The organism is Citrobacter sp. XY323 (genome assembly GCF_025106035.1).
Taxonomy (GTDB): domain Bacteria; phylum Pseudomonadota; class Gammaproteobacteria; order Enterobacterales; family Enterobacteriaceae; genus Citrobacter; species Citrobacter braakii.
The window spans coordinates 140453-155743 of sequence record NZ_JANYUK010000012.1 but is presented as its reverse complement, the minus strand read 5'-3'; the positions used below and the strand labels follow the sequence as shown (position 1 = coordinate 155743).

Below are 15291 nucleotides of genomic sequence, written 5' to 3'. Positions count from 1 at the left end.
AACAACCTTTGCTCAGATATCTCAGGAAAATGCCAGGAACGGAGAAACGCACAGCAGCAGGCCCGTGACAATAATCAGATACAGGGAAGCGCCTTTGTATTTGTGCAGTGCAGGAACTTTGTAGACCAGCCAGGCCGGGATCAGACATCCCACCATGCCGAAGATAGGGCTACAAATAGAAGTGAAGCTCAGTACTGGCGCATTAAGCACAATGGCTCCCCACGCCAGCAGGATAGCGAAAACCATAATGCCGCGCTGAACCAGGGTCTCATTGATTTTCTCGGCTGGCATTTTGCGGCGCAGCACGTTCATCACGATCCCTTGAGTGGCTTCACGGAACCCTAAGTAAACGCCGAAGAAAGCGGTCATTACGGCAAAGATGTTCAGAATAACGCTGACGATTTTCACCCAGCCAGCACCCGCGCCGCTGATAAACTGCGCGGCAATCGCCAGAGCGGAAATGTTCTGCTCATAAGCTTTAACCGCTTCGTCATGGCCCATCGCCAGCGTGAAGGAAACGGCGTAGAAAAAGACGGTCACAAACAGAATACCGAACGCAATATTCATGGCTCGCAGGGCTTTATGGCGTGCCACTTCAATGGATTTATTGCGAGAACGATAGGAGATAACCATCGGGCTTAAGGTCTGAATAAACAGAATCGAGGTCAGGGTAAACGGCAGCGTGATAATCGCGTTTTTGATCAACAGCGCCATCGGCGGCAGTGAACCTACGTTATATAAATGCCACATCCCAACCATCGACACGCCAAGCGCCGCCACCACCAGCAGCTTGGTCAGTACCATACCGGTGGAGATTTTAAACAGCAGTTTTTCCCCGCGGGACGAGATAGCCACCAGGATGCAAATCAGCACCAGGCCATAGAACGGGCTGTCGGACAGTAACCCTTCAGTAACACCAAAAGTATGCAGGTAGGAGGCGCTATCGTTGGTGATGGCGGTGGAATAGACGAACATCCAGATAACCAGCATCACAAAATACAACGCACCTAACAGGATGCCCCAGTTCTTACCCAGATAGCCGCTGATCACGCTCGGGTAGTCTTTACACTCTGGGGACTCAGCCAGCGTATTAATAAACAGACGCTGGAACAGATACATGGCTGGGTAGCCGATGATAGAGGAGAGCAAAAACACCCACAGCCCCATCAAACCCACCTGGACGGGAAGAAAAACAATCCCCGCACCAATTGCCATACCGATACTCATAATGACCCAGCCGGTGTCCATGCTGTCGAATTTAATGGCTTCGCGCCATTCACTTTCGGTCATTCCCGCCCGACGTGCCGGAGCAGATGCGTCGAGTATTACGCTGTTATTCGTTGCCGTTTCCATAATTTTCCGCTCAATGTGTAGGTAGAGGTTTTTATATTTTTTTCGTACTGCCTCAATGCGATACGCAGTACTACGGTGCAGGTGAGCTATTGGAGTAATGAGGAAATCATACGCGCAGGATCAGAGAAAAACTTCACAAACAAACCCCTGTAATTTCTAAAAGTTAAGAAATATTTTCTCTTTTATTTCCATATAAAGAATTGAATTTCTATATTTGAAGCAGATCACAACAAAAAAGGCGCACTAACATGTAATGCCAGTCAGTTAAGCATTATGGAGAATATGTGATTTCGGCTCAGGGTTCCGTTCACCTCAGTGGTATCACTTTTCTGAAGCGCAGATACCCGTGAACGTGCACGGTGCACTGACTTCCAGTTAAATCTGTTTTGCTGTTCAGATAAAAAACGCAGGGGGTCAGGTGTGGGCTGGTCCGGCTGAAAATTGCCGACGTGTTTCCGTAAGGCCGGGAGAACCCGCAGGGATGCGGGTTCAGGGCGCGTTTTGCAGGGACGCTACCTCGCGCCCGGCCCGGTAGCCTGGAGGAATAAACGGAGGGAACCGCGGAGCGGCAATTTTCCCGCCGGGAGCCGGGATTGTTAAGGGTACGGCGATAGTACCCTTAACACGTTCACAGGTCGTATTGTCTCAGAGAAGTGATATCACTAAGGTGAACGTAGCAATACGCCGGAGGCAACAGATTCATTACCTCCGTATGTGCCACTTTCCATTATCGCTACGGCCACTCATCCTCGTTAACTGACAAGCATTACGCACTAACGTGCACCTTTTTTATCAGGTCATATTGATTAATTCATTGTCGAATAGCGCTGCGCTGACCAGGCACGGCTTTTCACCTCAGGTACAAACCACTTTAATTGCCAGCCCACCGCGTGAGGTTTCACGGTATTTGTCGTTCATATCTTTGCCCGTTTCATACATGGTCTCGATCACTTTATCGAGCGAAACGCGTGGTTCTGACGTTCGACGTAGCGCCATGCGCGCGGCGTTGACGGCTTTTACTGCGTTGATCGCATTACGTTCAATGCACGGTATTTGCACCTGTCCGGCTACCGGATCGCAGGTCAGCCCCAGGTTATGCTCCATGGCGATTTCCGCTGCGATACAGACCTGCGACGGGCTACCGCCCAGCAGTTCTGTCAGACCGGCAGCCGCCATTGAACAGGCTACGCCAATCTCACCCTGGCAGCCCACCTCAGCACCAGAAATAGAGGCGTTCATCTTATACAGCGCGCCTATCGCCCCCGCGGCCAGCAAATAGCGGGCAATGGAGTTCGCATTCACCGGACGGCGGAACTTGTCGTAATAGGCCAATACGGCGGGAATAATCCCACATGCACCGTTGGTCGGCGCCGTCACAACCCGGCACCCGGCGGCGTTTTCTTCGCTCACGGCCAGCGCGAACATGTTGATCCAGTCAATAACGTTCATCGGGTCGCTGGACAGATTATCGCTGGAAACCAGCAACCGACGTAATGCCACGGCGCGACGTGGAACGTTAAGCGGCCCCGGCAGGACGCCTTCGGTGTTCATGCCGCGCTCAATCCCGGCGTGCATGACGTCCCAAATGGCGGCAAAGCCAGCATCGATTTCCTCTTTGCTGCGCATCGCCAGCTCGTTTTGCATCATCAAGCCGGAAACAGACAGCCCATTGCGCTCGCACAGTTTCAGCAGTTCGCTGGCGGAATGAAAATTGTAGGGCACGTGTGCTTCAACATCATGCACCTGCCCAAATTGCTCCTCTTCAATGATAAAACCACCGCCGACGGAGTAATAGGTTTTGCTTAATAGCCTCTCGGTGCCGTTCCACGCGGTGATACGCATGCCATTTTCATGGCGTGGCAGGGTTTCGGTATGAAAGAGAATATTTTCATCTGGAGAGAAATCGACAACATGCGTGCCCTCAGCAACCGGCAAACGTCCGGTACGGGCCACTTCCTGAGTAAAACCAGCGATTGAGTCTATATTAACGTTTTGCGGACTGTTACCGGCCAGCCCCATCATGATCGCGACATCTGTCGCATGACCTTTCCCGGTCAGGGAAAGCGATCCGTAAAGATCGACCACAATATGCGTGGTTCTGGGGAGTTCTCCGCTGCTGACCAACAGATCGATAAAGCTTTTACCTGCGTTCATTGGCCCCACGGTATGGGAGCTGGAAGGTCCAATGCCAATCTTGAAAATATCGAATGCGCTAATCATATCCACACCCTCGGATTGCCGTTCAGTGAAGACCAGGTTTCACACTCATTAAGGATTGGGGCGATCCTGAGATCGCCCCGCAAGGGATTACAGCGTGTCGCCACGTACGGCGATGGCTTCAATCTCCAGCTTCACATCCTTTGGTAAGCGGGCGACCTGTACGCAACTGCGCGTGGGGTAGGTAGCCTGATGCTCATCAAAGAACTGCTGGTACACCTGGTTAATGGTGGCGAAGTCGTTCAGGTCGGATACGAAAACGGTAGTCTTCACGATATCGCTCACTTTCAAACCTGCGGACTCGACGATCGCTTTCACGTTTTCCAGGCTTTGACGTGCCTGATCGGCCACGTTTTCTGCCACTTCACCGGTCTGTGGACACACCGGGATTTGACCTGACGTCAACACCATGCTGCCCAGGTCCACGCCCTGTACGTAAGGCCCAATCGCCCCTGGCGCACATTCGGTTGCAATAACTTTTCTCATAATCCCTCCGGCGTCAGAGCGCCTGGGTGAAAGTACGTGAAATAACATCCTGCTGCTGTTCACGGGTCAACGCGTTGAAGCGCACCGCATAGCCAGACACGCGGATCGTCAGGTTCGGATAGTTTTCCGGGTGCTCAATGGCATCCATCAACATTTCACGGTTCATAACGTTAACGTTCAGATGCTGCCCACCTTCCACATGCGCTTCGTGGTGGAAGTAACCGTCCAGCAGACCAACCAGGTTGGTTTTACGCACCCCATCTTCTTTGCCCAGTGCAGCCGGCACAATGGAGAAGGTGTACGAGATACCGTCTTTGGCATAGGTAAACGGCAGTTTGGCCACTGAGGTTAACGACGCAACCGCGCCTTTACGATCGCGACCGTGCATCGGGTTAGCCCCTGGTGCAAACGGCGTACCTGCGCGACGTCCGTCCGGTGTGTTACCGGTTTTCTGTCCGTACACCACGTTGGAGGTGATGGTCAGGATGGACTGCGTCGGCACCGCGTTACGGTAGGTTGGCAACACTTTAATTTTCTTCATGAAGCGTTCGACCAGGTCGCAGGCAATGCTGTCTACTCGCTCGTCGTTGTTGCCGTATTGCGGATAGTCGCCTTCGATTTCGAAATCGACAGCCAGACCGTTTTCATCACGAATCGGTTTCACGCGGGCGTATTTGATAGCCGACAGAGAATCCGCCGCCACGGACAGACCCGCCATACCACAAGCCATCGTGCGATAGACATCACGATCGTGTAGCGCCATCAGCGAAGCTTCATAGCTGTACTTGTCGTGCATATAGTGGATGATGTTCAGCGCGCTGATGTACTGCACGGCCAGCCAGTCCATAAAGTGGTCCAGGCTCTCCATCACCGTATCGTAATCCAGCACGTCATCCATCAGCGGTGCCGTTTTCGGCCCAACCTGAATTTTCAGCTTCTCATCCACGCCGCCGTTGATTGCGTACAGCAACGTTTTGGCGAGGTTGGCACGCGCACCGAAGAACTGCATTTGTTTGCCGATAACCATCGGGCTTACGCAGCAGGCAATGGCATAGTCATCGCTGTCAAAGTCGGCACGCATCAAATCGTCGTTTTCATACTGCAAAGACGAGGTGATGATAGACACCTGGGCGGCGTACTTTTTGAAGGCAATCGGCAGCGCTTCAGACCACAGCACCGTCAGGTTCGGCTCAGGCGCCGGTCCCATAGTGTGCAGCGTATGCAGGTAGCGGAACGAGTTTTTCGTTACCAGCGTGCGGCCATCCAGCCCCATGCCGCCGATAACTTCAGTCGCCCAGATAGGGTCGCCTGAGAACAGGGTGTCGAATTCCGGCGTACGCAGGAAGCGCACCATACGGATCTTCATAATGAAGTGGTCGATCAGCTCCTGCGCCTGCTGCTCGTTTAAAATTCCCGCTTTGAAATCGCGCTCAATGTAGATGTCGAGGAACGATGCGGTACGGCCCAACGACATTGCGCCGCCGTTCTGAGATTTCACCGCAGCCAGGTAAGCAAAGTAAACCCACTGCACCGCTTCCTGCGCATTACGCGCCGGGCGGGAGATATCGCAGCCGTACTTCGCTGCCATTTCCTGCATCTGCAGCAGGGCGCGACGGTGCTCAGACAGCTCTTCGCGCAGGCGAATCGTGGCTTCAAGATTCTGGCCCCACTCCAGGTTCGACTGGAGATCGGCAAACTGCAGTTCACGCTCGCGTACCAGGTAGCGGATACCGTACAGCGCGACGCGGCGATAGTCGCCGATGATACGACCACGGCCATAGCCATCCGGCAGACCGGTCAGCACGCCGGATTTACGGCAGCGCAGCATATCCGGAGAGTAGGCGTCGAATACGCCCTGGTTATGGGTTTTACGCAGTTCAGTAAACTGGTATTCAAAATCAGCATCCATCTCACGACCATAAGCATCAAAAGAGCTTTTGATCATGTTGATGCCGCCAAACGGATGCAGAGCACGCTTGAGCGGCTTATCCGTTTGCAGACCAACGATTTTTTCCAGTTCTTGTTCAATATAACCCGCATCATGTGCGGTTATCGTGGTGGCAATATTGGTATCGAAATCAACCGGCGCGTGCGTCGAGTTTTCAATACGGATGCCCGCCATGACTTTTTCCCACAATGCAGTGGTCGCTGGCGTTGCTTCGGCGAGGAAAGATTCATCCCCTTCATAAGGCGTATAGTTGTGCTGAATAAAATCACGGACATTAATTTCTTCTTTCCAGTCCGTACCTTTAAAGCCATTCCAGGCTTCGGCATACAGCATATCGCTGGTATCGATATTTACCTTCATGAAAAATAATCTCTCTGCTGAAAATTAATTATGCAAATTCTACTGGTATATTAATTTTGCCTAACGCAATGGCATCACGCGCAATCATTTTCTCTTCATTTGTGGGAATAACCGCACAAATAACACGAGCATCTTTATTAGAGATAATTCTTTCGCCATGGGAATTTGGCAGGCTATTCATCTCGCTGTCGATATTCACCCCTAAAACGGCGAGATGTTCAATAACCAGACGACGAATTAATACCGAGTTCTCACCTATTCCACCGGTGAAAATAATCCCATCAAGACGATGCAGCGAAGCGGCATGTCCGGCGATATGGCGCGCGATACGATGCACAAACGTTTTAATCGCCAGCTGCGCACGCTCATGTCCCTCGTGCCAGGCTTTTTCTAACGTACGTAAGTCAGAGGACAAACCGGAAATACCCAGTAAACCGGACTCTTTATTCACAACACGCTCAAGGTCGCTCAGCGTCTGGTTGGTTTCGCTGGCAATCCACGCCATGGCGCCGAAATCGACGTCACCGCTGCGTGTGCCCATCATCAACCCTTCCAACGGCGTCATGCCCATTGAGGTATCAACGCTCTGCCCGTTACGCACCGCGCAGATTGACGCGCCGTTCCCCAGGTGAGCCACAACCAGACCGGAGTCATCACTCTGCAGCTCAAGAAGCTCATGCGCTCGCTGAGATACATAGCGGTGCGACGTGCCGTGGAAGCCATAACGACGAACGCCTAACTCCTCAAAATATTTCCACGGTAGACCGTAAAGATAGGCCTCTGGGGCCATCGTCTGGTGGAAGCTGGTATCAAATACCGCAACCTGCTGCACGCCTGGGAAAAGGTGCTGTGCGGATTCAATCCCACTGAGGTTCGCATAATTATGTAACGGAGCTAAAGGCGATACCCGGCGAATATTATCGATAACGTCGTCAGTAATAATTGCTGATTCGGTAAAGATATTTCCACCGTGGGCAATGCGGTGGCCAATTAAGGCCACGCTGTCCATTAAATTACGTTTTTCCAGTTCAACGGCGATTGCTTTTAATGCGTCTTCGTAGCTGTGGTGAGCCAGCTTAGCTGGCTCTCCTCCATTAATTGCTATGAACGCATTTTCAGAGTTAATACCGTCCGCGATTCCCGCCATTAAAACTTCACAGTTCGCTGCATCCAGCACTGAGAATTTAATGGAAGACGAACCACAGTTAATAACCAGTACTACCGGAAACTCATTCATTTCACTACTCCGCTCATCCTGAGCTTAAGGATTAAAACAGTTTGTAGACAATGTTCAGGATAGTCAGCAGACCAATCACGGTAACAAACACGTTATCCAGACGGCCACGGTATTTCGCCAGTGACGGCGCTTTACGGATGGCATACATCGGCAGCAGGCAGAGCAGAGAGGCAATAATCGGCGCGCCCATTGCTTCAATCAGGTCCAGGATGTTCGGGTTGGCGTAAGCCACAACCCAGGTGGAGCCCATGATAAAGATCATGCTGATGGTGTTAAGTTTGCCGACGGAAACCTTAGTTTTATCGCCTTTGTAACCAAACTTCAGCACCAGACCGTTCAGACCTTCCAGCGTGCCCAGGTAGTGGCCGAAGAAAGATTTGAAGATAGCAACCAGTGCGATGATTGAAGCGCCGTACTCCAGAACGGTCGCGAAGGTGGACTTCGAACCGGACAGTGAAGCGAAGTGGTTCGCCAGGTAAGACAGTACTGGAATGTTCTGCGCTTTCGCATCCGCCATGTTTGCCGGAGAGAGCGTGAACAGGCAGCTAAAGGCAAAGAACATCACCACGGCAACCATCAGCATACTGGCGCGGGAGATGATTTTTGAACATTTCTGCTCGGTAAATTCGCGACCGTAATCTTTCTCATACTCTTCACGTTTAGAGACCACGAAGGAAGAAACGATAGGTGAGAAGTTGAAAGAAAACACCATGATGGAAATACCCAGCCACACGGTAACCAGGATGCCGTCATGGCCAGTCAGTGCGATATTGCTGAGATCAACCTGATCGATAACCGCAGAGTTCCAGTAAGGAATCAGAGACAGAGAGATCAGCACCAGGCTGGCAATAAACGGCCATACCAGGTAGCTCATCACTTTAACCATCAGATCCTTACCAAACCAGATGACGAATGCCATCAGCAGCAGCAGGAACAGTGCCACGAAGCCACGGTTTAACGCTGGCATCTGCAACTGGTTTTCCCAAAAGGTCATAAAGGTGTTGGTAATGGTGACGCCATAAATCCACAGCAGCGGACAAATTGCAAAGAAGTAGAGGAACGTGATAACCACGCCGCCCGTTTTACCAAAGTGCTCTTCAACCGTTTCTGTGATGTTACCGGAAGGGTTAGAACCGGAAAGACACAGGCGTGCCAGCGCACGGTGGCAATAGAAGGCGATGGGGTATGCTAACACCAGCATTATCAGAATGGGGATCAGTCCGCCAAAACCTGCGCGGATAGGGAAGAACAGCACCCCGGCGCCGATGGCTGTACCAAATAAACCCAGTGTCCAGGTGGTGTCCGATTTGCGCCAGGACGACTGTTTTGTCTGGCTGGATACAATGCTATCAGTAGTACTCATATCCTATCCTCAACGAAGTATATTAAGCGTCAACTAAACCAGTAATTTGAGATACACGAGAAAGGTCGATATTACCGCCAGAAATAATGCTGACTGTTTTTCTGTTCTGGATATAGCTATCTAATTTCCCGCTTAATAATGCTGCGCAAGCCAGCGCGCCGGCACCTTCAGTCACAACTTTATTTCGCTGAATTAATGCCACCATGCTGTTGCGAATTTCATCTTCGCTGACCAGGACAATGTCATCCACCAGCTCACGAACAATTTCATACGTTAAAGTACCCGGGCGGGAAACGTCACAACCATCCGCCAGGGTGCCGGTCGTTCGGTGCGTGGTTATTTCTCCAGCGTGGAAAGAAGCCGCCATGCCATGAACATTTTCAGACTGTACGCCAATAATTTTAATAGTCGGGTTAATAGATTTAATTGCCACTGCAATACCAGCAATCAGTCCGCCACCGCCAATTGGCACAATCACGTTATCGACATCGTACAGATCTTCCAGAATTTCCAGACCAATAGTGCCCTGACCAGCAATCACTTTCGGGTCATCATAGGGTGGAATAAAGATACGGCCTTCAGTTTCCACAATCTCGCTAACCTTAGCGATGGTGTCGTTGAAGTTGTCGCCGTGCAGCACAACCTCTGCGGAATAATCGCAGGTTGCAGCAACTTTAGACTTCGGCGCGCCTTTCGGCATGACCACTTTGCCGTCGATTCCGAGCATGGCGCAGGAGAGAGAAACCCCTTGCGCATGGTTACCTGCAGAGCAAGCCACCACGCCCTTACATCTTTCAGCTTCGGTTAATGAACTGAGCTTGTTAAACGCACCACGGATTTTAAATGAACCGGTACGTTGCATATTTTCAAACTTGAGGAAAATTTCCCCTTTGCAACGTTCACTAAAATAGTTAGAGCGAGGCATTCCCGTTTTATAAATTTTCCCCGCCAGTCTTTTTTTCGCTTCGAGGATATCTTCAATTGCAACTGGGAGATCGTATGTAATGTGCATTAGAACCTCTTACTAGGGTATTAAAGTAAATAGATAGCCATGACCATTGTCAGATATAGACAGATGGCGTTAATTTCGTGTTAAAACAAATTCAATCTTTAATCAATTTCAATTAATTGCCTTCGTCTCCGACAATTATATGATGAATACTCTTTGGCTAATTCCACCAAAATAGATGCTGCTTTTTTAATTCGATAATTTTTCGACCATACGGCGGCATAACGCGCGACGGGTAAGGTTTCTTCTACCGGGATAGTAATAAACTGGTTTGAGCCAAATGGTGTGGTCATATCGCAGGGAATTACTGTTAAGAAATCAGCATTGAGAACAAGATTATAAATCGTAACGACGGAGTCTGTTTTAACGATGTTTTCACTGCTGATGCCATTATTTTGTAACGTGGTTAGAAGTTCACTGTAGTACCCCATATTCGTTTGTGGCAACACCCACTGTTCGTTTTTCAACGCGGTCAGCGAGGTGATGCCGGTGCATGTTCGGGACTTGCTGGCAACGAGGACGAAGTCTGACTCAAAGAGCGGTTCAACATGCAGATCGTGCAGTTTCATCTCATCACTCAGCGTACCGATCGCGAAGTCCAGACGCCCGTCACGAATCGCAGGTAAGAACGAGGAGAGCTGAGCTTCATACATGGAAACCTGCGCTTTCGGGAACACTTCTTTGAATTTTTTAATCATGCCGGACATGATGGTGAAGGCAATCAATGAAGGAAAGCCAAACGACACATCAACGACCGCATTGCTCGTCATGCTGTTCATCTCATCAACCATGTTCTTCATTTCACGGGTAATAGATTCAGACCATGAGAGCATAACCTGACCTGCCTGAGTTAATGTCACACCAGTATTTTTGCGTACGACTAACTCAATACCGAAATAAGCTTCTACATCATTAATGATTTTGCTGACAGCCGGTTGAGTTAAACCTAATTCTTTTGCAGCTGAGCCGATAGAACCGCTTCTAATGACTTCCTGAAAGACCACTAAGTGCTGTGTTTTAGGGAGTGTAATAGTATTCATATCGACCTGCGCTAATTACTTTGTTGACGGCAGGAAGTGTACCAAATTAAGCGAACGAGGATATGTGCTACCACTCACAAATCCCCTTGACTTACATTTTGTAAGACTATTATTTAAATTGAAATCACTTAATAATCATATAGATATGAAATATTGATCTCACTTTATCCTGACTTTAATCAAAAAAAGATGGGGGGATAACGATTTTTTATGGCTATAACAACACCATTTCTCCTGCTATTTCTTAAAACCACGAAAGGCTATATTTCAATCAATTACAGAGTAATTACCAGGCAAAACAGTGCTTAAATTTAATAAGCAACTTATCAAATATAATTATATTTTATCGTTTATAGTGGTCAAATAACGTTATGCATCACGTTTTTTAGCCTTATTTGTTTGTAAAGAAACATTGCATTTATTAATATTTAAACCAAAACACACAAAGCACTATCAAATGCAACATTACATTAACAGTGGTTTTGTACGATTTATCAGCCAGTAATTTTGTGATGGCGATCGATTGCGTTCGATTATTCTCGATAAAAACGTATCGCGCAGCGTTTTGTGCTAGTCATCACAAAAAAGGAAATATCCCGCAAGACATTCCCTTAGATAAAAGAAGTTCAGTGCGTAAATAAAGGTCAAATAACGATGAGATGAATGGGAAATAAAGGCCAGATCCGTGGTGAACCAACTACAACAAAGAAAGGCCAGGACAAAGCCCAGCCATTCACTCACAATCAGGATTTACTCATCGCGAAAACCGGGCTTGCCATTGGCTTTACGCCACTCTTTGATTTCTTGAACAACCGCGACCGGACCGCCTTTCCCTTCTTCTGGGTAATATATCAAATCAGAACCTGACGAATGTTCAGAAAGCCGCTCAAACTCTGCTACAGCAGCCATATGAGCCTTTTCAGATGGATAGGTATCGTTACAAATATCTTCAACAAAACTGAGGAACTCAGCTTCAGTAAAATCAGTGATTTGTTTATGCGTTACCATTTTATTTTCCTTGGTGAATTTCGATGTGCCGCTTTGGTGTAGTGACACCCAAATTATCTACGTCATAAACTGCACCACTATTTCTGATCTCTTCGATATGATGAAGTTCATACTTGACCCTTTGCCCGATGCTATCGGGTTTTCTTGCGTAGGCGGATCGACCATTTTTCATCGTAGCTAAGTTGCGTGGATCAAATTGCTTTGAAAGTTCATGGTCTTTGCTGACCTCCAGCCAGAAAGCCTGCCTGAAGTCGTCAAAATTGGAGAAGGTGCGTCCACGCAGTTTGTCAGCAATCTGAGACGGGATAGGCGAACCGTTACCCTGACCCGCATCAGCTAACCAGGTGCCAGAAATCTTTTGCCCCTTGCCCGTGACTTGCCCTGGCAGATTGCGAAGATAAACATAAATCGGGTCAAACGTCCCGGCAGGGTGTACCAGAATATAATCCCTGAATGGGCGTTCTCCCGGTGCTGGCGTTTCCGTTGACCACGGGCTGTTGATTTCACTTTCAGGGTAAACCAACGCGTTCGGAGGGACGTATAGGTGGTCTTGATTACCGGTATTTGAAGGTGATACATATCACTCTTTGGGAGACAAATAAAGCAGGTTATCAGACAAAATAAAGGCCGGAACAAAGCCCAGCCATTCACTCGCAATAAGGATTTACTCATCGCGAAAACCGGGCTTGCCATTGGCTTTACGCCACATTTTGACCTGTTGGACTACACCCTCGGGGCTATCATCCTGCCCGTCTTCAGGGTAGAAGATAAGGTCAGATCCAGCGGGGTGCTCAGCCAACCTTCTGAATTCTCTTACCAGCTTGTTTCCTTCCTCCTCAGTTTCAGTATCGGCTAAGCAAATTTTACGCACTAATTCTAAAAACTCTCTTTCCGTGTAGTCTGAAATGGATTTCTGATCAAACACTTTATTCCCCTTTAGCTGATGAATGAATTTCAATATGGCGTTTTGACGTAGTTACTCCCATGTTATCTACATTGTACACTTCACCTCCTTGGCTTATCGGGGTGATATGGTGCAACTCGAAACGCTCTCGGCCTCCGACAGAATCTTGTTCCCTGGTAAATGGGGAGTTTCCTTTCTGGATATGTGTCAAGTTATTAGACCTAAATTGTCGGCTCAGTCCTGGATCTTTTGAAACCTCCAGCCAGAAAGCCTGCCTGAAGTCGTCAAAATTGGAAAAGGTGCGTCCACGCAGTTTATCAGCAATCTGAGACGGGATAGGCGAGCCGTTGCCCTGACCCGCATCAGCTAACCAGGTGCCAGAAATCTTTTGCCCCTTGCCTGTGACTTGCCCTGGCAGATTGCGAAGATAAACATAAATCGGGTCAAACGTCCCGGCAGGGTGTACCAGAATATAATCCCTGAATGGGCGTTCTCCCGGTGCTGGCGTTTCCGTTGACCACGGGCTGTTGATTTCACTTTCAGGGTAAACCAGCACACTCGGAGGGACGTATACATTGTCCCGATTCCCGGTATTGGAAGGAGATTCATACCCAGGATCGTCTGGTGTCCAAACAATCGTTGGCTTACTTGCGCCATCCTCCCAGAACTCATAGTTCCCGGTGGTGCTGTTCTTCTGAAGCATTCGAACCGGAACTTTGTCCTGCCCACCTCCGGCGCTGACATGAAAACCTTTCGGCCTTATCGTCCCGTTTTGCTCTGCTTCCCAGCGAAAGCGAACGCGCGTTGGAACATCTTCTTTATTCCGTGCGGCCTGCTCAAGCCGCATTTTATCGATGTAGTCCTGTTCGCCGCTGTTGAGTTTTGGCGAGTAGAATATGCCAAACAGAAAAACGGTGGTGGGGTTGGGGACTATCCAACGGCCAGCAGCAGAAAGATTTCCCCCGATTTTTTGCAATGCTGCATATCCGGCTTCGGTCGTTGCACCCGTAGTTATCCCGGTCGTTGTCGCTATTCCTGCCGCCGCTGCGGCTTTGGTTGTGTCCGGTGAGTTGAAGAGACGTTTGTACCAGGGGCGATTATCTTCCAGTGGTGGGGTTGGTTCGTCTGGTTTGTGTTTCTTTGCTACCTGCGCGTGCTGAACAGGCTCTTCCTTTGTTTGTTCTGTCTGAGGCGCAGCACGGTAATAGCCTGCATGACCAAAATTATCGAGTCGCTCTTGCTCTGTACCAGCATCGGTGCAGCCTTCACCACGAAGACAGGATTTCGCGTAAACCGCAACAGGAAGTGGGGTAAGAAAGTCTGATGATATAGATGAAGGTGAAGATGAAGATGAACTCTGTGCAACTACGCGCGCTGCGGTGTTTGATGTCTTGGTACTGGTCCCCCTACGCGATTCATAACTCTGCACCATTATTTGCGGAATAATTTTTGCCTTGCAAGGGCAACTGCTGAAACTGTCCAGACTACCCGCAACCAGACGCCCCTCGGTGGTTATCCATGATATTCCACCAATAATGTGATAAGTATTGCCGTCTTTACCACACGTTACCTTGTCGCCCATACGGGCTACTGGCGTGCCGTTGGTTCGTCTGTTTGGCGCTCCCTCCAGAACCTTGCCACCACAGGTGGTGGGATCGTACATGTGTAGAATGTATCCCTTTGCCATAAGTCCTTTTGCATGTTATTCATTTCTTCCAGAACGGCCATTGTACGAATAACATCCATATTCCAGAAGTGGTTTTTCCTCAAAATGAAACTGTGTTCCACAATATTTATTGTTGTGAATAATTCGCTGATATTCATTCGGCTTGTGAACTGTCGAATGTTTTAATCGCTGCACATTTTTTTGACTTCGTGACGTAGGTAAATGTCGTTGCGGCGGAGCGTATGAGGGATGTTGCAACCGTTGGTGTATCCCATGTCAGCTTCTGAGCGTCTGAGATACACCAACGTATTGTTTTTAAAGAGGTGAAGCTGACCGATAAGCCGGGTTCTGTCGTGGACAGTCATTCATCTAGGCCAGCAATCGCTCACTGGCTCAAGCAGCCTACCCGGGTTCAGTACGGGCCGTACCTTGTGAACCCCTATTTGGCCTTGCTCCGGGTGGAGTTTACCGTGCCACGGACTGTTACCAGCCGCGCGGTGCGCTCTTACCGCACCCTTTCACCCTTACCTGATCCCACTTGCGTGGGCCATCGGCGGTTTGCTCTCTGTTGCACTGGTCGTGGGTTTCCCCCCCAGGCGTTACCTGGCACCCTGCCCTATGGAGCCCGGACTTTCCTCCCCTCCGCCCGTCTCCCCCGAAGAGGACGACGACGAAGCGGCGACTGTCTGGTCAGCTTCGG

Annotated in this window: 12 protein-coding genes, 1 other RNA gene and 1 pseudogene; all 14 read right to left on the bottom strand. The window is 49.5% G+C overall.

Annotated elements, in window-relative coordinates; translation table 11 throughout:
- Positions 1–21: 21 nt before the first annotated feature.
- Positions 22–1353, bottom strand: coding sequence for an amino acid permease (locus N0B36_RS16710; RefSeq protein WP_016157542.1), 1332 nt, complete (start codon positions 1351–1353; stop codon positions 22–24).
- 855 nt (positions 1354–2208) lie between these two features.
- Positions 2209–3573, bottom strand: coding sequence for an L-serine ammonia-lyase (gene tdcG, locus N0B36_RS16705; RefSeq protein ID WP_019077758.1), 1365 nt, complete (start codon positions 3571–3573; stop codon positions 2209–2211).
- An 87-nt stretch (positions 3574–3660) separates the two neighbouring features.
- Complete coding sequence (locus N0B36_RS16700; RefSeq protein WP_016154630.1) at positions 3661–4056, bottom strand: enamine/imine deaminase; 396 nt, start codon at positions 4054–4056, stop codon at positions 3661–3663.
- Between the two features lie 13 nt (positions 4057–4069).
- On the bottom strand, positions 4070–6364 hold the full coding sequence (gene pflB, locus N0B36_RS16695) for a formate C-acetyltransferase (protein WP_016154631.1): 2295 nt from the start codon (positions 6362–6364) through the stop codon (positions 4070–4072).
- Between the two features lie 28 nt (positions 6365–6392).
- On the bottom strand, positions 6393–7601 hold the full coding sequence (tdcD, locus tag N0B36_RS16690; protein WP_016154632.1) for a propionate kinase: 1209 nt from the start codon (positions 7599–7601) through the stop codon (positions 6393–6395).
- A gap of 31 nt (positions 7602–7632) precedes the next feature.
- Complete coding sequence (tdcC, locus tag N0B36_RS16685; RefSeq protein WP_153689985.1) at positions 7633–8964, bottom strand: threonine/serine transporter TdcC; 1332 nt, start codon at positions 8962–8964, stop codon at positions 7633–7635.
- A gap of 22 nt (positions 8965–8986) precedes the next feature.
- Positions 8987–9976 carry a bifunctional threonine ammonia-lyase/L-serine ammonia-lyase TdcB gene (tdcB, locus tag N0B36_RS16680; RefSeq protein WP_003828594.1) on the bottom strand — a complete coding sequence of 330 codons (990 nt, stop codon included), beginning with the start codon at positions 9974–9976 and terminating at the stop codon, positions 8987–8989.
- Positions 9977–10074: 98 nt separating this feature from the next.
- Complete coding sequence (tdcA, locus tag N0B36_RS16675; protein WP_259688642.1) at positions 10075–11013, bottom strand: transcriptional regulator TdcA; 939 nt, start codon at positions 11011–11013, stop codon at positions 10075–10077.
- 750 nt (positions 11014–11763) lie between these two features.
- A complete protein-coding gene (locus N0B36_RS16670) occupies positions 11764–12021 on the bottom strand; it encodes a bacteriocin immunity protein (protein ID WP_259688641.1) in 258 nt (85 codons plus the stop codon).
- Between the two features lies 1 nt (position 12022).
- Complete coding sequence (locus tag N0B36_RS16665; RefSeq protein ID WP_409065458.1) at positions 12023–12430, bottom strand: HNH endonuclease signature motif containing protein; 408 nt, start codon at positions 12428–12430, stop codon at positions 12023–12025.
- Positions 12431–12580: pseudogene (locus N0B36_RS24470) on the bottom strand (S-type pyocin domain-containing protein); the annotation flags it as partial. It abuts the gene before it with no gap.
- Positions 12581–12685: 105 nt separating this feature from the next.
- Positions 12686–12946 carry a bacteriocin immunity protein gene (locus tag N0B36_RS16660; protein WP_200108100.1) on the bottom strand — a complete coding sequence of 87 codons (261 nt, stop codon included), beginning with the start codon at positions 12944–12946 and terminating at the stop codon, positions 12686–12688.
- A 1-nt stretch (position 12947) separates the two neighbouring features.
- Positions 12948–14588, bottom strand: coding sequence for an S-type pyocin domain-containing protein (locus N0B36_RS16655; protein WP_259688640.1), 1641 nt, complete (start codon positions 14586–14588; stop codon positions 12948–12950).
- Positions 14589–14912: 324 nt separating this feature from the next.
- Positions 14913–15289: RNase P RNA component class A (gene rnpB / locus N0B36_RS16650), an RNA gene on the bottom strand.
- Positions 15290–15291 lie beyond the last annotated feature (2 nt).